This window comes from Gramella sp. AN32, from assembly GCF_023718305.1.
Taxonomy (GTDB): Bacteria; Bacteroidota; Bacteroidia; order Flavobacteriales; family Flavobacteriaceae; genus Christiangramia; species Christiangramia antarctica.
Genome location: NZ_QEYO01000024.1, coordinates 24,440 through 45,946, shown reverse-complemented (window position 1 = coordinate 45,946; position 21,507 = coordinate 24,440). Strand labels below are relative to the sequence as shown.

The window sequence follows — 21,507 nt, the reverse complement described above, 5'->3', positions numbered from 1 at the left end:
GAATGAGAAATATTGCTTTACACTATTCAACGATTATTTCTCTTCCATCATCAGCTAATTCAATATTAGAAAATATAGTTTGAGCTTCTTCCCTGAATAATTGAATATTAGGATAGCGCGTAGAATAATGCCCTAAAATAAGAAGTTTTACCTCAGCCAATTTAGCAATCAGCGCAGCCTGCTTAGCTGTAGAATGTTTTGTGGGTGCAGCTAATTCGGCCTGTTCCTCTAAAAAAGTGGATTCATGATATAACGCAGTAACGTTCTTTATGATGGGGACAATGCTTTCTGAAAAAACAGTGTCGCTACAATAAGCATATGATTTTGGTGGAGGCGGCTCTTTAGTGACCATTTCATTTTTAATGAGCTTCCCATCTTCAGAAATTACATCTTTACCTTTTTTTAAACTTCGGTATAGGCTCACATCAATATTGTGCTCGACAGCTTCGTTAATTAAAAGTTTCCGATCTCCCTGTTTTTCCTTAAATAGAAATCCATTGGTGTAAATACGATGGTTTAATGGGATGGTAGCAACACTTATTTTATCATCTTCAAATATCACCTCGCTTTTTTTGGAGGTAAGTTCATGAAAGTATAATTGAAAATTGGTCCATGAATTGGCCAATTTTAACTGGAGTGTAATAATCTCCTTAATTCCTTTGGGCCCGTATATATGAAGGTCTTTATCCCTGTTCAATAATCTAAAGGTTGAAACAAGACCAATAAGCCCGTAAAAATGATCCCCATGTAAATGCGAAATAAAGATGTGTTCGATCCTGGAAAATTTGATCTTATTTCTTCTTAGCTGCACCTGAGTTCCTTCGGCACAATCAATTAAAAACAAATGGTTCTTAATCTCCAGTACCTGAGATGTAGGATTGGTGAAACTGCGGGGCGTGGCAGCGTAACACCCAAGAATATTAATTTTCATGAGAATTGTTTATTTCCGAAATAAAAAATCAGAAGCCAAGGTCTCGCTGGATATCATCCATTTGAATTATATCTTCAGCTTCCTGTAGGCTAGGAACTACAACTAATTCTTCGGGTAGTTCATCAATACTAAGGGAATTATTTATAATCACAAAACTTTTGTTCCCTTCACGATGTATACTGGAAATTTCTAAAAAACCTAAAAAATCCTCTTCTGAAAGATTTTCAAATTGAGAAATATCGAAAATTACATTCTCTTCTTTGAACTCGTTATGAGCTTTGGTAATATTCGAAATGAATGCAGTAAGTTCTTCTGATTCACTGGTAATAAGCAGGTATTTGTCTTTCCTCGTAAGCTTCATTTAAATCAAGTTTTTCTTTAACCTATTGCTTTATTTTTGATGCAAGGAGATAAATAACTGCCATTCTCACGGCTACTCCATTCTGAACCTGGTCTAAAATAATTGCGTGTTCTGAATCTGCCACATCACTGGTGATCTCCACTCCCCTATTTATGGGTCCCGGGTGCATGATTACGATTTCCTTATTCAGATTATCCAGAATCTTTCTGGTTAACCCGTATTGCTTCACGTATTCCCTGGTACTTGGAAAATAATTTATTTCCATCCGTTCATTTTGAACCCGCAACATATTGGCCACATCACACCATTCCAAAGCTTTTATAAGATTCGGCTCTATAGTAACTCCCAGTGATTCAATATGCTTGGGTAATAAAGTCTTTGGCCCACACACTTTTACCGTCGCTCCCTGGAGTTTAAGTGCGAAAATATTGGATAAGGCGACCCGGCTGTGTAGGATATCGCCAACAATCACCACTTTTTTACCTTTCACCTCCCCTAATTTCTCTCTTATAGAATAAGAATCTAATAAAGCCTGTGTAGGATGTTCATGCGCACCATCACCCGCATTAATAATACTTGCCTTAACATGTTTGGATAGAAAAATACCAGCTCCCGGATTTGGATGACGCATTACTACCATATCTACTTTCATGGAAAGTATGTTATTCACCGTATCTATCAGCGTTTCTCCTTTGTTTACTGAAGATGAAGCAGCAGAAAAATTGATAATATCTGCACTCAATCGTTTTTCAGCTAATTCAAAAGATAAACGGGTCCTGGTACTATTTTCGAAGAATAAATTTGCAATAGTAATATCCCGAAGCGAGGGAACTTTCTTGATGGGCCGATTGATAACTTCCTTAAAATGATCGGCTGTTTTGAAGATAAGTTCAATATCCCCTTTAGTAAGATATTTAATTCCCAGTAAGTGATCAACACTTAATTCGCTGTTCATTTTCTTTTATTTTGAAATAAGATACACGGCATCTTCCCCATCCTGCTCCTTCCAGCTTACTATTACCTTTTCTTCATTGATGGCATCTACCTGTCTCCCGTTATAATCTGGTTGAATGGGTAAATGTCTGCTAAACCTCCTGTCTATAAGACTTAATAATTCAATTTCTTTTGGCCTTCCGAAGGATTGGATTGCAGTTAATGCGGCCCTGATACTTCTGCCGGTATAAAGAACATCATCTATAAAAACCACACTTTTATCTTCCACTATAAAATCGATATTGGTCTTATTGGCTTCTAAAGGCTTTTCCCCCCTGCGGAAATCATCACGATAAAATGTGATATCAAGGTCTCCATATTTAAGGTCTGTAAGCCCATATTCCTCTTTCAGGATTTGAGTGATCTTTCTGGCCACAAAAACTCCCCTTGGCTGAATTCCAATTAATACGGTATTCTTAAAATCGGTATGACGTTCCACTAATTGACAAGCCAGACGATGAAGTATAATGTGAAGTTCGTTAGCGTCTAGCAGTACTTTTCGGCTCATGAGAGGTATTGTGGATTAGGGCAAAAGTAAGATTTTTTTTAATAATCCTTTTATGAACAGGCCTAAACAAATTTCGATTATTTCCAAAAAATTTTATTCCTGAATATTTATTTTCAATTGATCTTTTAAAAACCGAACGATCTCCCGCTCTACACTCTCAACATCCCTAGATTTTATATCGCTGCCAATAAAATGTGTTCCGGGATTGGGTAGAGGTTTTAAAACTTTTAAGCTATCTGGAGTGGAAAAAAAGGCATAGGCATCTTCATAAACACTTACCTCCACATGTCCATCTTTTTCCATGAAATTTTTACGATAAAAAAGGGTGAGAACAGGACATTTTACTTTTTTATAGGTATCCGGGACCATCGTGGTTTCAACTAAAACCTGTAGATCTACTAATGCTTTTGAAGGATAAATGGTGTCCCAATATTTTCTGGCGATTGCCTGTTCATGTTCTATTTTCTTATTTTCTCCGAAAGAGATGAGTTTGGCGATCTCATAGCCCCAGGGAGAATTCAGCACAAAAGTTCCCGGCATATCATCTTCAAGGTTCGGGGATAAATTAATTAGGGCAAAAACTTTCTCAGGATAGGCGGCGGCAAGATCGATAGCAAGTGTGCCTCCGGTAGAGGTACTCATAATAATAACTTTTTCACCGATTAAAGTTCCAATTTCCAGCGCCTGCTTGGCCGATTCCCAGGCCTGATCTGGCCCAAAATTTTCCAGAGAATGTGGAGGTTTGAGTCCGTGGCCAGCCCATCTGGCATAAAAAAGGTTTGCCTTTAACGTGTCTGCGATATTTTTATTTACGGGAAAACCATCTCGATAACTCCCGGCAAATCCGTGGAGATAGATGATGGAATATTCAGTTTTTTGAGGTACCGCGTTATGAAAAACAATGCGAGCTTCATTATCTGTCCGTACGGGCAGGGAATCTTCGGCCTTAACAATATATTCAGCCAGCGCATTTAATTCAGAAGGTAATGCGGGCAGGTCTTTGGGATAGGTAGGTTTTGGAGGCACAGGCCCGGAAAACCAGGTGATCACTAAAATAAGAATTATCAAAGCTGGAATCCAGTATCGTTTTTTCATTTTTCAATAATAGTAATTTTTAATGGAAAAGCCGAGTTCTCAAAGTTATCCTATCTTTTTTCCTATTTTAGGGAGTTGGTAGATCAATAAATATAAATGTCATGCGAAATTTTTTATTCCTATTTATCTGTATAGGATTTTTTGGACCTTGCCATTCGCAAAACTTCGAAGAACTATTATTGGACAGTCCGGTCATAAAAGGCAAAGATGCCTATCTCGCCTCACCTTTCGTAACTGCCGGAAACCGATTGTATGTTGTAGGGCACCAGGATGGGAGCTTTCCGGAGATAGGCTGGCATATTAAAGGGGAAATGGGAGGAGTTTGGAGTCATCCCATCAAACTTTTGGATGGCTTTGAAGTAGAAATTAGTTATGAGGGCCATTCAGAAAAGCTATTAGAAGCAGATGATTTTTTTAATTATCCCATTGCGGCAAAACACATTTATAATACCGGCAATTCGTCCCTCCGGGTAGAAAGATGGCAATTTGTTCCCGATAACCTTGCGGGATTGGTGGTACAATATGTTTTCAAGAATAAAGATGAAAAATCCAAAAAGATCAACTTCACTTTAAAAACATATTCTGATCTAAGACCAACCTGGTTAGGAGAAAGAACTAACATGATAGATTCTGAAGATATTTTTGAAGAAGATGAGAAGGGAAATCTGCTCGTCTTCAAAGACAACGATAATCCCTGGTTTTCCATAGTGGCTTCCAATCGCAGTTCTAATGGGACAAAAGCAATTTCGAATCCTTATCAGGGGAAGGGAAGAGCGATTTCTACAGATTATAGTTTGGAGGTTCCCGCCAATGGCAGTACCCAAATCAATTTTTACATTTCCGGTTCTAACCAGTCTAAAGCCGAAGCAGAAAATATCATTGCTTTATTGAAGAGCGATTGGAAGGAAATGCTAATTTCCAAGAAAGTACGGTTTGAAAATTTGGCGATGCGTTCCAAATTATCTATTCCCAATAAGGATCTCGAGCAGGCTTTTGAATGGTTAAAATACAATAGTGACTGGCTTATCCAGAGTGTACCGGGAATTGGTACAGGAATTACTGCCGGTATCCCAGACTACCCGTGGTGGTTTGGAGTAGACAGTGAATATGCCCTTCAGGGCTATATGGCAATTGGCCAAACCGAGCCGGTTTTCCAAACCATCTCATTGCTGGACAGCGTTTCCCAAAAAGTGAATGGAAATGGTAAAATAATCCACGAAATGTCCACTAATGGTGCGGTTTTTAATGACGGAAATATCAATGAAACCCCTCAATTCGCATCGCTCATCTGGGAAATTTATCAATGGGATGGCGACAGAAATTTTTTACAGAAGTACTTTCCAACTATTCAAAAAGGCTTGAGCTGGTTGATGTTAGAAAATGATGAGAACAAGAATCTTTTTCCTGATGGTTTTGGGATGATGGAAATTCATGGAATGGACAACGAAATGATAGATGTGGCCGTATATACCCAGAAAGCCTTTCGTGATGCAGCAAATATAGCTACTGAACTTGAATTAGATTCTCTTAGTGCCGAATACAGGGACATAGCAAATAAACTCAAAGAAAAAATCAATAATGAATTTTGGTCGCAGGAATTTGGATCCTATGCCGACTTTATTGGAACCGATGCGCAGGCGATCCGGCTTCTTGAAGATGCTATTGTTCGTGCCGATACGCTAAACAAACCCTGGTCTGTAAAAGAATTAAAAGAAACTAAAAAATATATCCTGGAACATCCGTCAAATAAACCGAGCCCGTTTGTATTGCACCACAACTGGGTAGTGAATACGCCCATGGAAACCAAAGTAGCCGATCCCGAAAAAGCAAAAACCGCTTTAAAAACCGCTGAAACCTATACCAATCCTTTTGGGGTTTTCGTGACCGGAATAGACCGGGACGAATCTTTTAAAAGTGATCTTTCTGGATTTAAAGGAAGCAAAATGTTTTCCTATACCGGTGCCGTGATGACTTTACCTACCGGCGTGCAGGCTATTGCCGAAAATAATTACGGAAATCCAGACATGGCCCTGGAATATCTTAAGAGGATGACGCGCAGCTTTAGCTATGCCCTTCCCGGTAGTATTTACGAGGTTTCACCAGACTACGGGATGATTACCCAGGCATGGAATATCTATAGTTTTGCTATTCCAATCGTCGAGCAGTTTTTCGGCATTCAGCCTAATGCCGCGAAGAAAATTGTCAGCATTCAACCGCAAATGCCTTCAGCATGGAATAAGGCTTCCCTTGAAAATGTGTTGATGAAGGACAATGAAGTTTCAGTTTATTATGAGAAAAACGACAATATTATGAGCTTGAAAATTTTAAAAACCAATGTCAGTTGGATCGTTGAATTTACCGTCCCTGAAAATTATAAACTTTTATCTACCAATATTGGAACTGATTTAAATCAAGAAAATAAAGAATTAAGATCAGACAAAAATTTGATCCTTCTGGAACTGGAGGAAATCATAAACTGAAAATTATTTATTAAGAAATAAAAAACCGCCATTAGAAAAATAAGGCAGAAATTTCTTCCCAAGTGTTAATTGAACTAAAATCCAATCACCCTCTATATTTTCTTCAGCATATAAAATGTTAATTGGGAGCATTTCCTCCTTCAACACTTAGAAAATTATTTAATTGGATATGATTTTCTTCCATAAAAAAACCTCCCCGGTTTCCCGGAGAGGTTTCATTTAATTAAACTTCAGGTTAGATTATTTCTTACCTTCCATTTTATCTTTCAAAGCCTGAAGATCTGCATTAACATCACCAATCGTGGTTTTGTCACTGCTGGAAGCTGCTGCCTTCTTAGCTGCCTGCTTCACAATCTTTTGCTCTTCTTCTTTGTGAACTGTCATGTGGGAAGCAACTACCCTTTTAAATTCTTTATTGAATTCAATAATTTGGAATTCGGCTTCTTCACCTTTTTTCAATTTATTACCGTCTTCTTTTTCAAGATGTCTTTGTGGAACAAATGCAGTGATATCCTCGTTAAAGTCTATCGTTGCACCTTTATCTACAATTTCGGTAATCTCTGCAGTGTGCGTAGTTCCAACTCCAAAGTCTTTTTCATATTTATCCCAAGGATTATCCTCGATTTGCTTATGACCAAGACTTAACTTTCTACCTTCCACATCTAATTCAAGAACAACTACTTCAAGAGTATCACCAACATTGGTGAATTCTGAAGGATGCTTGATCTTCTTAGTCCAGGAAAGATCAGAGATATAGATAAGTCCGTCAATTCCTTCTTCTAACTCAACGAATACACCGAAGTTAGTGAAATTACGAACGATACCTTTATGTTTAGAACCTACAGGATATTTAGAAGTAATATCAGTCCATGGATCTGGCGTTAATTGCTTAATACCAAGGGACATTTTTCTGTCTTCTCTATCTAAAGTAAGGATTTGAGCTTCAACCTCATCTCCAACATTTACGAAATCCTGAGCAGATCTCAAGTGAGTGCTCCAGCTCATTTCTGAAACGTGGATCAAACCTTCAACACCTTCAGCAACTTCGATAAATGCACCGTAATCTGCGATCACAACTACTTTACCTTTTACTTTATCACCAACTTTTAGCTTACCATCAAGGGCATCCCATGGATGCTGGCTTAATTGTTTAAGACCTAATTGAATTCTTGTTTTAGATTCATCAAAATCAAGAATTACAACATTCAGTTTTTCATCAAGTTCAACAATCTCATTTGGATGGTTGATTCTAGACCAGCTAAGATCTGTAATGTGAACAAGACCGTCAACACCTCCAAGATCAACAAATACCCCGTATGAAGTAATGTTTTTAACTGTACCTTCCAGTACCTGACCTTTTTCAAGCTGCCCGATAATCTCTTTCTTCTGTTCCTCGATGTCAGCTTCAATAAGAGCTTTATGTGAAACTACAACATTTTTAAATTCATGGTTGATCTTTACAACTTTGAATTCCATGTTTTTCCCAACATAAGCATCATAATCCCTGATTGGTTTTACATCGATTTGAGATCCAGGTAAGAAAGCTTCAATTCCGAAAACATCTACGATCATACCACCTTTAGTACGGCATTTAATAAATCCGTTTACCACTAAACTGTCGTCATGAGCTTTATTTACACGTTCCCATGCTTTAATTACCCTGGCTTTACGGTGAGATAGAATTAATTGTCCTGTAGCATCTTCACGAACGTCTATAAGAACCTCTACCTCATCACCTTCTTTTAAATCTGGATTGTAGCGAAACTCGTTAAGAGAAATAACACCTTCACTTTTCGCGTTAATGTCGATAATTGCATCACGATCTGTAAGATTAATTACCCTACCGGTTACAACTTCGTCGTCAAGAGTGTCAACGAAATTCGCAGCTACTAACTTTTCGAATTCTTCCAGCTTGGAATCATCGATCGGGTCGATACCTTCCTCATAATTATGCCAGTTGAAATCTTTTAGGAATTTTTCAGGATTATCCTGTTGGTTTTCAGCTTCAGGTTGTGACTCATTGTCCAAACCTGCAACTTCCTGTACTTCAAGATCCTGATTAGAATCTTCTACTTGTGAATTTTTTGTTTCTTCAGCCATTACTGACTCATTATTTTGTATTCCATGTTCTTCGGAAATCTGTAAAGCAAAAGAGAAACACAGAAGTGATTTATAAATTTGATTATCAGCCCTTTTCGGATTTCCGTTTTTCTGCCAAAAAGGAGTGCAAAAATACGATAATTAAGAAAATAGTACAACTAAATCTAAAAGAAAATAATCTATCAAAAAATGAATAAAAATATCAGGTAGAAATTTCCGTAATCTTATCCTCGGCAATCTTGAGAATCCTGCCAAATTGTTCCTCTAAGGTGAGGTTAGAATTATCGATTTCCAGCGCATCCTTCGCCATGATTAAAGGAGAATCGTCCCGGGTAGTATCCAAATAATCACGTTCCTTTACATTTTTAAGCACCTCTTCAAAGGAAACCTTATCCCCTCTTTGTATTAACTCATCATAACGTCTTTGGGCGCGGGTTTCAGTAGAAGCGGTCATAAATAATTTTAATTCAGCGTTTGGAAAGACTACAGTCCCAATATCCCGTCCATCCATAACCACGCCTTTATCCTTCCCCATTTCTTTTTGCTGCTGTACCAGTAATTTTCGAACTTCAGGAATTGAGGCAACTTTACTCACCTGTTCAGAAACTTCCATATATCGAATCTCTTTCTCAACATTTTCACCATTGAGATAGATTTCACCAAAACCTTTTTTTGGGTTAAAAACAAATTTTACCGAGATAAATGGTAAATGTCTTACAATTGCTTCGGAATTTAAAGTGGTAGCGGAAACGAATAATTTTCGCATCATAAATAAGGTTACCGCGCGATACATAGCTCCTGTATCCACATAAACATAGCCTAATTTTTGAGCCAATTGTTTCGCTACCGTACTTTTCCCCGTTGAAGAATAACCATCAATCGCAATGGTGATTTTAGTTTCCATCTCTTTAAAATTTCTAATATCAAAGATAGTATTATTGAAGTGGATTTTAGGCTGAAACTAAAAAAGCCCCGTTTTTAGCGGGGCTCTTCAAAACTAAATTATTTTGGGTTAAAATTTTTTAGCATTTTTCACACTTTCATCGGTAATGGCAAGATCGATCACCTCACTCATATCCTTTACATAATGGAACGTAAGTCCTTCAAGATAATCAGCTTTAATCTCTTCAATATCCCTTTTATTTTCTTCGCAAAGGATAAGTTCTTTTATACGAGCTCTTTTAGCGGCCAGGATCTTTTCCTTAATCCCGCCAACTGGTAAAACTTTCCCCCTCAAAGTAATCTCACCGGTCATGGCAATATTTTTCTTTACTTTTTTCTGAGTGAATAATGAAACTAACGAAGTTAACATCGTAATCCCGGCACTGGGCCCATCTTTTGGAGTCGCCCCTTCCGGCACGTGAATGTGCACATTATATTTTTCGAAAATTTCAGGATTTATCCCCAATTCTTCGGCATTAGATTTCATATATTCCATAGCAATGGTAGCAGATTCTTTCATCACCTTACCTAAGTTACCGGTTATAGAAAGGTTTCCCTTTCCTTTTGATAAAATAGATTCTATAAAAAGAATATCCCCACCTACCTGAGTCCAGGCCAGTCCGGTTACTACACCGGCAACATCATTGTTCTCATATTTATTCCTCTCCATTTTAGGGCCTCCCAAAATTTCAATAATATCCTCATTTGAGATTTTAATATTATACTCATCTTCCATGGCAATATTCTTCGCAGCATATCGTACTACTTTTGCAATTTGCTTTTCCAAACCACGAACACCCGATTCCCTAGTATAACCTTCAACAATTTTTTCTAATTGTTTTTTTCCAATTTTTAAATGATCAGAATTAAGGCCATGCTCTTTTAGTTGTTTGGGCAATAAATGTCTTTTCGCGATCTGCACTTTTTCTTCAATAGTATAACCCGTAACATTGATGATTTCCATCCTGTCCCTTAAGGCAGGCTGAATGGTACTTAAAGAGTTACAGGTAGCTATAAACATTACCTTGGAAAGGTCAAATCCCATTTCCAGGAAATTATCGTGAAATTCGCTGTTTTGCTCAGGATCTAATACTTCCAGCAAAGCTGAAGAAGGATCCCCCGCATGACCGGAGCTTAATTTGTCAATTTCATCAAGCACAAAAACAGGATTACTTGTCCCCGCTTTTTTTAAGCTCTGAATAATTCTTCCCGGCATGGCCCCAATATAGGTTTTACGGTGCCCGCGTATTTCAGCTTCATCCCGCAAACCACCTAACGAAACCCTCACATATTCCCTTCCCAATGCTTCTGCTACAGATTTTCCCAGAGAGGTTTTCCCTACTCCCGGAGGTCCATACAAACAAAGGATTGGAGACTTCATGTCATTCCGAAGTTTTAAAACCGCCAAATACTCAATAATACGTTTCTTCACATCATCAAGACCGTAATGATCACGGTCCAATATTCTCATAGCACGTTTTAAATCGAATTTATCTTTGCTGAAATCATTCCAGGGAAGCTCCAGAAAAAGATCCAAGTAATTGCGTTGAATGGAATACTCCGCAACCTGCGGATTCATTCGCTGCATTTTTGAAAGTTCCTTATCAAAATGCTTTTCGATCCTTTCGTCCCATTTTTTCTTTTTAGCCCGCGCCCTCATTTCAACAATTTCATCTTCATGGGAAACTCCACCCAATTCTTCCTGGATGGTTTTCATTTGCTGATGCAGAAAATATTCCCGTTGCTGCTGGCTCATATCGCTCTGTACCTTGCTCTGGATATCATTCTTCAATTCCAGTTTTTGGTACTCGGTATTCATATGCTTTAAAGTCGCCAATGCCCTTTCCCGCAGATCATTCACCTCAAGCAGGTTCTGCTTCTCTTCCACAGTCAACTGCATATTCGAGGAAACGAAATTGATCAAAAACGACGTGCTTTCAATATTTTTGATAGCAAAAGACGCTTCAGAAGGAATATTTGGGCTTCCTTTAATAATCTCAAGAGCCAGTTCCTTTATAGAGTCGGCAATTGCGGTAAATTCGGCATTGCCTTTTTCCGGTCTGGTTTCCGGCACTTCAGCAACCACGGCATTTAAATAAGGTTTTTCTGTTACAATCTGTGTAATTCTGAACCTCTTTTTACCCTGGATGATCACGGTTGTATTTCCATCAGGCATTTTTAACACCCTTAAAATTCGGGCAACGACCCCAACTTTATTGATGTCTTTAGATTCAGGATTTTCAACCGACTCATCTTTTTGAGACACCACCCCAATTGTTTTATTCCCACTATTAGCTTCATTAATAAGCTTGATCGAGGCATCACGGCCGGCGGTAATTGGTATTACCACCCCTGGAAATAAAACTGTATTGCGTAATGGCAGTATAGGTAAGGTTTCCGGTAAATTTTCTTTATTTATTTCTTCTTCATCTTCAGGAGTCATTAATGGGATTAATTCAGCATCCTCTTCTATTCCCTGAAATGACAAACTGTCAATATTTAAAAATTTTGTTTTCGTCATAATTAATTTTAAGTCAAACTGTCACCAGTTTTTCAGCCTTCAGAAGGATTCATATTCAGTTAAACCCTTTAATTACAAAGGTTTAAACTATCTATCCCTATTCGCTCTTTCAAATATTCAATTCCTGTGCCACGGATTTTTTATATAAATTTCAGTAAAAGTGTAACAAATGAAAAACAACCTCATCTTTATAAGTGAAACCAAGTTATAATTGACACCAACCATCACACATATCAATGACCTGGTAGATCGTTGTCGCTGTGCCGATAATCGAGCTCAAATGGAGATTTATAATAGGTATTATAAAGCAATGTACAATACCGCTTATCGAATCACCGGCCATTCGGCTGAAGCCGAGGATGCAATGCAGGAAGCTTTCCTGAAAGTTTTTGGCAAGATAGAAAGTTTTCAAGGGAATTCAACCTTTGGAGCCTGGCTAAAAAGAATTGTAGTGAATGAAAGTATTACCTCTTATAATAAAAAAGTACGTCTGGCTGAAGTGAATTATAACGATGAACTTAAAAATGAAACAGATAACGACGGACTTATTCTGGAAAATGAAGATGAAAATAACCAAAAAGTGAGGCTTATTTTAAGTAAAATAAAATCTCTTAAAAAGAATTACAGGTTAGGCTTAACCCTCCATTTGATCGAAGGCTATGATTATGAGGAAATTTCCCAGATAATGGATATCTCATACGCCAATTGCCGAACAATGATCTCCAGAGCAAAAGAAAGTCTAAGAAAAAAATTACAAAATGAAGAATAACGACTCTATAGAACAACTTTTTAAGAATCTTGATTTTAATATTAGGGAGCCACGTCCAGATCACGAAGAACGTTTTTTTGAAAAGCTGAAAGACGCAAAAAATCTTCAGACTCCTGAAAATAGTTATAAACGCTGGTATATTATTTCCAGCATTGCTGCTGTATTCATTTTGGGATTATTGATCGCAGGCCAATTTTTTGGATATAACCTCAATGTCGAAAATGCAGATTTGGCAAGTGTTTCTTCTGAAATGAAACAAACCCAGGAATTTTATACCGGAGTGATCAGCAAAGAACTGATCTCATTAAAGGAAAATAAAACTCCGGAAACTGCCAAGGTTATTGAAGATGCAATTCTTCAGCTGGATAAGCTGGAAAAAGAATATCAGGATTTAAGAAGCGATCTCAATACCAGCGGCAAGGACAATCGCGTGGTTCATGCAATGATTCAGAATTTTCAACAAAGAATCGATCTTTTAAATAAAACCTTAATCCAAATAGAACAAATCAAAGAATTTAAAAAAGAGAATTATGAAATCAATACTATCTAATATCCTCCTCCTCTTCCTAATTTCAGGATCGGTAAGCACCGGGAATGATTTTAACGGCAAGCATACCCGGGAGAAAAAAGTCCAGAAGGAATTTAGCGTTGGCGCTTATGACAATCTCATCATCGATAACAGTTACGGCAATGTAGATATCAAAACCTGGGATCAAAATCGTGTGACTATCGAGGTTAGGATTAAGACCAACGGCAACGATGAAGATCTGGTGGAAGAAAAATTAAGGGATATTCAGATAGATTTTAATCAATCTTCCGGTTCGGTAAGTGCGAAAACAAGATTTTCCAAAGACAATAGATCCTGGTGGAAACAAATTTTTGATGGTTCCAGTAATATTAATATGGAAATTAATTATATCGTTCGTGCTCCCATTGGTAACAAACTGGATATTAGCAACGATTACGGCGGAATCTATATTGACAAAACAACCGGAAATGCCAAGATCAATTGTGATTATGGAAAGATTGATATTGGGGAATTACGCGGGAGTTCTAATTACCTTAATTTTGATTATACCAGCAAAAGCAAAATAGAATACATCACCAATGCTGAAATAAATGCTGATTATTCTAGTTATGAAATTGGCGAAGTTGGAACCTTGATCATTAGGGCCGATTATTCTGATAGCAACATTGAAAAAGTAAACCGGCTGGAATATAATTGCGACTACGGAAGCATTAGCATTGGAAAGGTTAAAGAATTACGCGGAAATGGCGATTACCTAAGCACTAAGATCAATAGAATTTTTACTTCTGCTGAAATCAACCAGGACTATGGTTCGATCTCCATTGAAAAAGTAATTAAAGGCACACGTCGAATCGATATTGAAACCGATTATGCCGGGGTAAAACTTGGTTACGACAATGAAATGGATTTTCAATTTGACGTAAGAACATCGTATGGCGGGATTGATGGTTTAAATGAACTCTCTGTAAAAAATGAAAATAATAGCGGAACCAGCCATTCAGTTTCGGGATTTTACGGATCGTCTTCCAGTAATGGGATGATCAAAATAAATACCAGTTATGGTAGTGTAAATTTTATAAAAGAATAATCAATCAAAAAACAGAAATTATGAAAAAAGTAATGTTCATTCTAGCAGCAGTCTTTATGATAAGTCAAACTGCAAACGCGCAATGGTGGGGAGGAAATGACAAAATTAAAGGGAATGGAGAGGTGGTTACCAAAACAAGATCTGTGGGTTCTTATAATGGGGTAAGCCTTACCGGTTCCTTTGATGTGGAACTGGTTAAAGGAAAAGAAGGCTCTATAAAGATTGAAGCGGAAAGCAATTTACAGGAGTATATTACTACTGAAGTAAAGAATGGAAAGCTTGAAATAAGTACTGAAAAAAATGTGAGCCTTCAAACCACAAGGTCGGTTAAGATTACCGTTCCAGTTGAAAGTATAGAAGAAGTTTCCGTAACAGGATCTGGAGATATTTATGGAGGATCAACCATAAGGGGCGAAGAGATGAAACTTGCAGTTACAGGTTCAGGTAATTTAAAACTTAATCTTGAAGTAAAGGAAATTGAAGGAAAAGTAACCGGGTCTGGGGATATTGACCTGAAAGGGAAAACCTCTAGATTAAATTGTACAGTTACCGGCAGCGGGGATTTTGATGCAAGATCACTGGAGGCCAGTAATGTGGATGCGAGAATTATGGGTTCGGGTGACATTTTTGTTAATGTAACCGGAACACTGGAGGCAAGTATTGCAGGATCTGGAGATATTAAATATTCCGGGAATCCTGATAAGAAAGTGAAAACCGCAGGTTCCGGAAGAGTTTCTTCTTTATAAAATATTCAAATACTTTTTTTTAAAGCCCGATTAATTCGGGCTTTTTCTATTCCGAAGAGGTTATAGCAGGAAGTTGTTTTGGCACCCGCATAAGCAAGATCACCCCGGCGATAAAAAAAACTATAAGGAATAAAATTGATTGTCTAACACTTCCGGTTATTTGGGCAACCAGTCCGTAAGAAAACATTCCAATCACAATTCCTATTTTTTCAGCAACATCATAAAAGCTGAAAAAACTTGTTGTATCTACGGTGTTTGCAGGCAGCATTTTGGAATAAGTAGATCTTGATAGAGATTGTATCCCGCCCATTACCATCCCCACAGATGCCGCAGCGATATAAAACTGGTTAGGTGTGGTTATAAAATAAGCGTATCCACAAATCGCAATCCAGATTAAATTAATGAAAATAAGCACCTTAATATTTCCGAATTTTAAAGCCAGTCTTGAAGTTAGTGTCGCCCCTACAATCGCAACTAATTGAATTAAAAGTATGCTTATAATTAGCCCTGTAGTTGGATTTTGATCTCCCCAATCGAGTTCTTCAATTCCAAAATAGGTGGCAATCAACATAATGGTTTGTACCGCCATGCTATACACAAAAAATGCAACCAGGTATTTTTTTAAAGTCTTATTTTGATTTAGGGAGTTCCAGATCTTTTTTATTTCACGAAAGCCATTAAAAATGACATTTTTTGTGAGCCTGGATTTTTTATTACCTTTTGGTAAATAATAATAGCTATACTGGCTAAAGACAATCCACCAGATACCAGTTAAAACAAAAGATAATCTGGTTGGAAAACCTTCATCTTCAAAACCAAACCATTCAAATTTCAAAATCATTAAAAGGCAAAAAATAAGCAATATCACACTTCCAAGATATCCAAGAGAATATCCTTTAGCACTGGCCTTGTCCTGTTGATCTTCAAAAGCAATATCAGGTAAATAAGAATTATAAAAAACGATACTACTCCAAAACCCGATTAAAGCAAAAAAGTAACAAAGAAATCCAAACCAGAGAACCTCAAGGTCAAACCAAAAAAGTCCTATGCATGATACCGCTCCTAAATAGCAAAAGAACTTCATAAAGTTCTTTTTATTCCCCACATAATCTGCAATCCCGGAAAGAAGCGGACTCAATATGCTAACCACAAGAAAAGCTGCTGCGGTTACATAACTTATTAAGGTATCATTATTAAAATCGATACCGAAGAAATTTACGGTATCATTTATTTTTTCACCTAACTCATTGCGTTCAATTGTTAAGGCACCGTAAAATATGGGGAAAATTGCTGAAGAAATTACTAAAGGATATACAGAGTTTGCCCAATCGTAAAATGCCCAGGCAGTAATTAATTTTTTGCTACCCTTTTCCAGATGTTTCATTTTCTAAAAATAGAAAAAGCCACTGAGATCAGCGGCTTTTTAGCTTTTATATTTATTTGAAAATTATTTAAAACTGGTGACCCCATATTTGGCAGCTTCGGCTTTTGCCTGTGGCGCCCATTGCGTAAGATTATTAATTCTTGTTGCATTGGAAGGGTGAGTGCTTAAAAACTCCGGTGGAGCCTGTCCATCACTTTGCGCCTGCATCCTTCTCCAAAGATCTGCAGCTTCATCTGGATTATATCCGGCAATTGCCATTAAAGTCAATCCAATTCTATCCGCTTCAGTTTCATGGCTTCTACTAAAAGGAAGCATTACCCCCACTGTAGTTCCCAATCCATAAAATTGGGCAAACATTTGCTGGGTTTCTTGGCTTCTACCACTCACGGCTACAGATCCAACTACACCACCAATTTGTTGCAATTGAGCTGCACTCATTCTTTGTGCGCCATGATCTGCAAGAGCGTGCGCTACCTCATGGGCCATCACTACCGCAACCCCGGTTTCATTCTGTGCGATTGGCATCATCCCTGTAAAGAACACGGTCTTACCCCCTGGCATCGCAAATGCATTTATTGCATCATCTTTAACCAAATTGAATTCCCATTCAAAGTCATTCAGAAATCCCTGATATCCATTCGCGTTTAAGTATCGTTCCGCAGCCGTAACAATTTTCTGCCCGGTTCTTTGAACCATTTGTGCCTCTGCAGTACCTCTAACTACTTCATTTTCTTTTAAAAATTGATCGTATTGCGCAAATGATGAAGGAAACAATTGATCGTTACTAACAAAATTTAAATTCCGTTCACCGGTAAATGGGTTTGTTTTACAGGCAACGACCATCATTATAAGGCTGAATGCTATAAAAGTCTTTTTCAAGTTCATGATAATTGGTTTTTAGTTACCTAAAAGTACAAAAGCTTCATCTCGACACTTTTGAGTTTAAGTATGATTTAACAAAAAATAGAGTTTCAAAAATAATACCAATATCTAATAAACTAACATTCATAGGCTTTTCAGGCAGCATCAAAGTCAAATTTTGTAAGTTTGAATTCGTTTAGATTAGATAAGTTGGAGAAGAAAAAAGACTATGTACCGGTGCAAAGATTATTGATCCCCCTCTATATTTTAAAAATTTCTAAGTTTTTAACCTGGTTCTCCCCTAAAATTGCGAGCAGGTTCGCCGCAAGATTATTTTTAACTCCTTTTAGATATAAAATTCCGGATAGGGAAAAAGAAATGAATCTAAATTCTGAACAGGAAAACCTTATCCTTCCTAAGAGTAAAAAGCAGATACGGGTATATAAATATGGTTCCTCTTCAAAAAAAATATTGCTGGTTCATGGTTGGAGCGGTAGCGGGACGCAAATGTCTAAAATTGCCAAAGCTTTACTTCAAGAAGGCTACGCTACAATAAGTTTTGATGCGCCGGCTCATGGCAAAATGGAAGGTAAATTTAGCATGATGCCCTATTTTATTGAAAGCCTTCATTTTTTAAATGAAAAGTTTGGTCCTTTTGATGCAATTATTGGTCATTCCCTCGGTGGCATTTCAACTTTAAGGGCTGTACAGGAAGGAGTGAAAACCAAAAAACTGGTTATTATAGGCACGGCAAATAGCATATCCAAAATCACCCGGGATTTTGCAAAGAATATGGAGATGAACAATAAGGTAGCGAAATTGATGCAGAATTACCTGGAAAAGAAATTCGGGGAAGAAATGGAGCAGTATTCCGGGGCGCTTTCCGCAAAAAGCATTACTTATCCCACTTTGATCTTGCACGATGAAAATGATGTAGATGTATCAGTTCAGGATGCTTATGAAATTGATGCTGCCTTAAAAAACAGCGAGTTGCTAATCACAAAAAGCTTAGGACATCGCCGTATTCTGGGTAATCCTAAAGTAATTAACAAAATTTCAACTTTCATAACGGCATAGTCTTTGTAATTTTAGCTGAAAAGTTAGAAAAATGAAACAATTAATCACTCTTGCCATTATTGCCCTTTTCTTTAGCTGTAACAGCAATGCCCAGAAAAAAGCAACTTCAGAAGAACAGGAAGAGTTTGAAATCACCAAGACCGAAGACGAATGGAAAGCTGAACTGAGTTCTGCTGAATATGACGTGTTGCGTAGGGAAGGAACAGAAAGGCCTTTTAGCAGTGAATTATTAGATATCCATGAACCGGGAACTTTTGTTTGCGCCGCGTGCGGAAAAGAAGTCTATAAAACTGAAAATAAATTTGAAAGCGGTACAGGATGGCCAAGTTTTGACCGCGCTATAGATGGCGGTGTTGCTTACGGAAGTGATTCAAAATTAGGTTACCAGAGGGATGAAGTTCATTGTGCCCGATGTGGAGGGCATTTAGGACATGTTTTTAATGATGGCCCCAAAGAAACTACCGGGAAACGGCATTGTATCAATGGTGTCGCCCTAAAATTTAAACCAGCCAAATAATACCTATTATGAAAAAATATAATCTTGAAAAATCTGAAGAAGACTGGAAGAAAGAACTATCTCCAGAACAATACAGGATTTTGAGACAAAAAGGAACAGAAGCACCAAATACCGGAAAGTATAACCTTCACTTCGAAGATGGAGAGTACCAATGTGCGGCCTGCGGTGAAAAATTATTTGAAAGCAACTCAAAGTTTGAAAGTGGTTGCGGATGGCCAAGTTTTGATGATGCAATTGAAGGTAAGGTTGAATATGTTCAGGATAAAACCTTTGGAATGATGCGTACGGAAATACTCTGTTCAAACTGCGGAAGCCATCTTGGCCACGTTTTTGATGATGGCCCTACAGAAACCGGCCAGAGATATTGTGTTAACTCGGCCAGTATTGAATTTAAAAAATAACCTAAAATTACAATTATGAAAAAAATACTAACACTTTTAAGTTTTTGCTTCGTCTTATTTTCCTGCTCATCTGAAGGGCCTCAGGGACCACAGGGCCCTCCGGGATTGGATGGTCTTGACGGACTGGGATATACATTTGAAAGTACAGTTAATCTGGAATATGATGCTGAACGCAATTACTGGATTACTAATCCTACTATTCCCATCCCTGCCACTGTAAATACTTCAGAACCTGAATCAGATGCAGTTTTAGTTTATAGGTTAGAAGTTATTTCTGGAACTAATGGTGATTTGGATTCTTGGAGTTTAATTCCGCAGAATTTCTTTACTACTGAAGGAACCATTCAATATGTGTATAATCATACTATTGATGATGTAGAAATCATTTTAGATGGGAATTATGATTTGAGTAACCTTGACACCGGCTTTACAGATAATCAAACTTTTAGGATTGTCGTAGTGCCTTCTGCGACTTTTGCTGCCAATCCAAATGTAGATTTGAATAATTATTTTGAAGTGATCGATGCCTTCGACATTGTGAACACAGAGAATTGAAATGCAATAATCTAAGAAAGCCAATACTACACCACCCACCCGCCCGTTTCTATAAACGGGCTTTTTTATTTTATACAGCCTCACTCCTACTTTTAGTTTAGGGTTTATTTCCTTAAATTCGCAACTTCTGAAAATGATTCAAAAAATTCCGATATGAGTAAATATGATATTATAGTTTTAGGTAGTGGTCCCGGCGGATATGTAACCGCCATCAGAGCTTCGCAGTTAGGTTTTAAAGTAGCCATCGTGGAGAAAGAAAGTTTAGGCGGGGTTTGTTTAAACTGGGGTTGTATTCCCACCAAAGCGCTCCTAAAAAGTGCTGATGTTTTCAATTATTTAAAACATGCTGAAGATTATGGATTGAAATTGGAAAATCCAGACAAGGATTTTGGTGCAGTTATTAAACGTAGCCGAAATGTTGCCGATGGAATGAGCAAGGGCGTACAGTTTTTGATGAAAAAGAATAAAATTGAGGTCATTGAAGGTTTCGGGAAATTAAAATCAGGAAAAAAAATTGAAGTAACCAATAAGGATAAGAAAACTTCAACTATTGAAGGAGATCATATTATTATCGCCACCGGTGCCAGGTCACGTGAATTGCCAAGTTTAAAACAGGATGGCAAAACGGTGATTGGTTATCGTGAAGCGATGAGCCTGGACAAGCAGCCGAAGAAAATGATCGTGGTTGGTTCCGGAGCAATTGGGGTTGAGTTTGCCCATTTTTACAATGCGATGGGAACCGAAGTGACTATCGTTGAATTCCTTCCAAACCTTGTACCACTTGAAGATGAAGAAGTTTCTAAACAATTCGAAAGAAGCGTAAAGAAAGCCGGAATTAAAGTAATGACCAATTCTTCCGTAGAAAGTGTGGAGAAATCTGGGGATAGCGTTAAGGCGAAGGTAAAGACTCAGAAAGGTGAAGAAACGCTGGAGGCCGATATCGTTCTTTCCGCAGTAGGTATCAAAACAAATATTGAAAATATTGGCCTGGAAGATCTGGGCATCAAGACTGAAAAAGATAAGATCCTTGTAAACGATTTTTATCAAACCAATGTAAAAGGAATTTACGCGATTGGAGATGTAGTTCCGGGACCCGCTTTAGCGCATGTTGCTTCTGCTGAAGGAATTATTTGTGTGGAAAAAATCAAAGGAATGGACGTTGAACCATTAGATTACGGTAATATCCCGGGTTGTACCTACGCTACTCCTGAAATTGCTTCTGTGGGTATGACTGAAAAACAGGCCAAAGAAGCCGGTTATGAACTTAAAGTGGGTAAGTTCCCATTTTCAGCTTCAGGGAAAGCACAAGCTGCAGGACAATCTGATGGCTTTGTTAAGGTGATCTTTGACGCGAAATACGGGGAATGGTTAGGTTGCCATATGATTGGCGCCGGCGTTACCGATATGATCGCCGAGGCCGTTCTAGGTAGAAAACTGGAAACTACAGGACATGAAGTTTTAAAAACCGTCCATCCTCATCCCACAATGAGCGAGGCGGTTATGGAAGCGGTAGCAGCTGCTTATGATGAAGTAATTCACTTGTAGCAATTAGCAATTAGCAATTAGCAATTAGCAATTAGCAATTAGCAATTAGCAATTAGCAATTAGCAATTAGCAATTAGCAATTAGCAATTAGCAATTAGCAATTAG

At 37.8% G+C, this 21,507-nt stretch carries 20 protein-coding genes; 10 read left to right on the top strand and 10 right to left on the bottom strand.

Annotated features, from left to right (window positions below; genetic code table 11):
- Positions 1-22: 22 nt before the first annotated feature.
- From DHD80_RS18625 to DHD80_RS18605, 5 genes are all read right to left on the bottom strand, one after another.
- Positions 23-931 (bottom strand): ribonuclease Z, encoded by a 909-nt coding sequence (locus DHD80_RS18625; protein WP_251742978.1) that lies wholly within the window; start codon positions 929-931, stop codon positions 23-25.
- 28 nt (positions 932-959) lie between these two features.
- Positions 960-1,292 carry a ribonuclease Z gene (locus DHD80_RS18620; protein WP_251742977.1) on the bottom strand — a complete coding sequence of 111 codons (333 nt, stop codon included), beginning with the start codon at positions 1,290-1,292 and terminating at the stop codon, positions 960-962.
- A 22-nt stretch (positions 1,293-1,314) separates the two neighbouring features.
- Positions 1,315-2,247 (bottom strand): aspartate carbamoyltransferase catalytic subunit, encoded by a 933-nt coding sequence (locus DHD80_RS18615; protein WP_251742976.1) that lies wholly within the window; start codon positions 2,245-2,247, stop codon positions 1,315-1,317.
- Between the two features lie 6 nt (positions 2,248-2,253).
- The gene (gene pyrR / locus DHD80_RS18610) at positions 2,254-2,793 is read right to left on the bottom strand and encodes a bifunctional pyr operon transcriptional regulator/uracil phosphoribosyltransferase PyrR (protein WP_251742975.1); all 540 of its coding nucleotides are present in this window, start codon (positions 2,791-2,793) and stop codon (positions 2,254-2,256) included.
- A gap of 93 nt (positions 2,794-2,886) precedes the next feature.
- On the bottom strand, positions 2,887-3,888 hold the full coding sequence (locus DHD80_RS18605) for a hypothetical protein (protein ID WP_251742974.1): 1,002 nt from the start codon (positions 3,886-3,888) through the stop codon (positions 2,887-2,889).
- Positions 3,889-3,989: 101 nt separating this feature from the next.
- Here DHD80_RS18605 and DHD80_RS18600 point away from each other — a divergent pair, with 101 nt between their 5' ends.
- Positions 3,990-6,368: a glycogen debranching protein gene (locus DHD80_RS18600; protein ID WP_251742973.1), complete on the top strand. Its 2,379-nt coding sequence runs from the start codon at positions 3,990-3,992 to the stop codon at positions 6,366-6,368.
- 240 nt (positions 6,369-6,608) lie between these two features.
- Here DHD80_RS18600 and rpsA read toward each other — a convergent pair whose 3' ends face one another.
- The 3 genes from rpsA to lon form a co-directional block, all read right to left on the bottom strand.
- Positions 6,609-8,468 carry a 30S ribosomal protein S1 gene (rpsA, locus tag DHD80_RS18595; RefSeq protein WP_251742972.1) on the bottom strand — a complete coding sequence of 620 codons (1,860 nt, stop codon included), beginning with the start codon at positions 8,466-8,468 and terminating at the stop codon, positions 6,609-6,611.
- Positions 8,469-8,670: 202 nt separating this feature from the next.
- Positions 8,671-9,372 carry a (d)CMP kinase gene (gene cmk / locus DHD80_RS18590; protein WP_251742971.1) on the bottom strand — a complete coding sequence of 234 codons (702 nt, stop codon included), beginning with the start codon at positions 9,370-9,372 and terminating at the stop codon, positions 8,671-8,673.
- A 108-nt stretch (positions 9,373-9,480) separates the two neighbouring features.
- Positions 9,481-11,931, bottom strand: coding sequence for an endopeptidase La (lon, locus tag DHD80_RS18585; RefSeq protein ID WP_251742970.1), 2,451 nt, complete (start codon positions 11,929-11,931; stop codon positions 9,481-9,483).
- A gap of 211 nt (positions 11,932-12,142) precedes the next feature.
- Between lon and DHD80_RS18580 the strand changes: the two genes are divergently transcribed.
- From DHD80_RS18580 to DHD80_RS18565, 4 genes are read left to right on the top strand one after another with little or no spacing between them, the layout of a single operon-like run.
- On the top strand, positions 12,143-12,700 hold the full coding sequence (locus tag DHD80_RS18580) for an RNA polymerase sigma factor (protein ID WP_251742969.1): 558 nt from the start codon (positions 12,143-12,145) through the stop codon (positions 12,698-12,700).
- On the top strand, positions 12,690-13,250 hold the full coding sequence (locus DHD80_RS18575; RefSeq protein ID WP_251742968.1) for a DUF4179 domain-containing protein: 561 nt from the start codon (positions 12,690-12,692) through the stop codon (positions 13,248-13,250). Before DHD80_RS18580 ends, DHD80_RS18575 begins: the two co-directional genes overlap by 11 nt.
- Positions 13,231-14,316 (top strand): hypothetical protein, encoded by a 1,086-nt coding sequence (locus DHD80_RS18570; RefSeq protein ID WP_251742967.1) that lies wholly within the window; start codon positions 13,231-13,233, stop codon positions 14,314-14,316. The genes DHD80_RS18575 and DHD80_RS18570 overlap by 20 nt, the downstream gene beginning before the upstream one ends.
- Before the next feature lie 20 nt (positions 14,317-14,336).
- Positions 14,337-15,062: a head GIN domain-containing protein gene (locus tag DHD80_RS18565; RefSeq protein WP_251742966.1), complete on the top strand. Its 726-nt coding sequence runs from the start codon at positions 14,337-14,339 to the stop codon at positions 15,060-15,062.
- Positions 15,063-15,108: 46 nt separating this feature from the next.
- On the opposite strand, the gene DHD80_RS18560 is transcribed toward DHD80_RS18565, so the two are convergent.
- Positions 15,109-16,446, bottom strand: a complete 1,338-nt coding sequence (locus DHD80_RS18560; RefSeq protein WP_251742965.1) for an MFS transporter — start codon at positions 16,444-16,446, stop codon at positions 15,109-15,111.
- A gap of 63 nt (positions 16,447-16,509) precedes the next feature.
- Positions 16,510-17,331 carry a M48 family metallopeptidase gene (locus DHD80_RS18555; protein WP_251742964.1) on the bottom strand — a complete coding sequence of 274 codons (822 nt, stop codon included), beginning with the start codon at positions 17,329-17,331 and terminating at the stop codon, positions 16,510-16,512.
- 162 nt (positions 17,332-17,493) lie between these two features.
- Between DHD80_RS18555 and DHD80_RS18550 the strand changes: the two genes are divergently transcribed.
- The 5 genes from DHD80_RS18550 (at position 17,494) to lpdA (ending at position 21,402) form a co-directional block, all read left to right on the top strand.
- Positions 17,494-18,384, top strand: a complete 891-nt coding sequence (locus DHD80_RS18550; protein ID WP_251742963.1) for an alpha/beta hydrolase — start codon at positions 17,494-17,496, stop codon at positions 18,382-18,384.
- 31 nt (positions 18,385-18,415) lie between these two features.
- Entirely contained in the window at positions 18,416-18,901 is a 486-nt protein-coding gene (gene msrB / locus DHD80_RS18545; RefSeq protein WP_251742962.1) for a peptide-methionine (R)-S-oxide reductase MsrB, read from the top strand.
- A gap of 8 nt (positions 18,902-18,909) precedes the next feature.
- Positions 18,910-19,302, top strand: coding sequence for a peptide-methionine (R)-S-oxide reductase MsrB (msrB, locus tag DHD80_RS18540; RefSeq protein WP_251742961.1), 393 nt, complete (start codon positions 18,910-18,912; stop codon positions 19,300-19,302).
- 15 nt (positions 19,303-19,317) lie between these two features.
- Positions 19,318-19,857 (top strand): hypothetical protein, encoded by a 540-nt coding sequence (locus DHD80_RS18535; RefSeq protein WP_251742960.1) that lies wholly within the window; start codon positions 19,318-19,320, stop codon positions 19,855-19,857.
- Between the two features lie 153 nt (positions 19,858-20,010).
- Positions 20,011-21,402 (top strand): dihydrolipoyl dehydrogenase, encoded by a 1,392-nt coding sequence (gene lpdA / locus DHD80_RS18530; RefSeq protein ID WP_251742959.1) that lies wholly within the window; start codon positions 20,011-20,013, stop codon positions 21,400-21,402.
- Positions 21,403-21,507 lie beyond the last annotated feature (105 nt).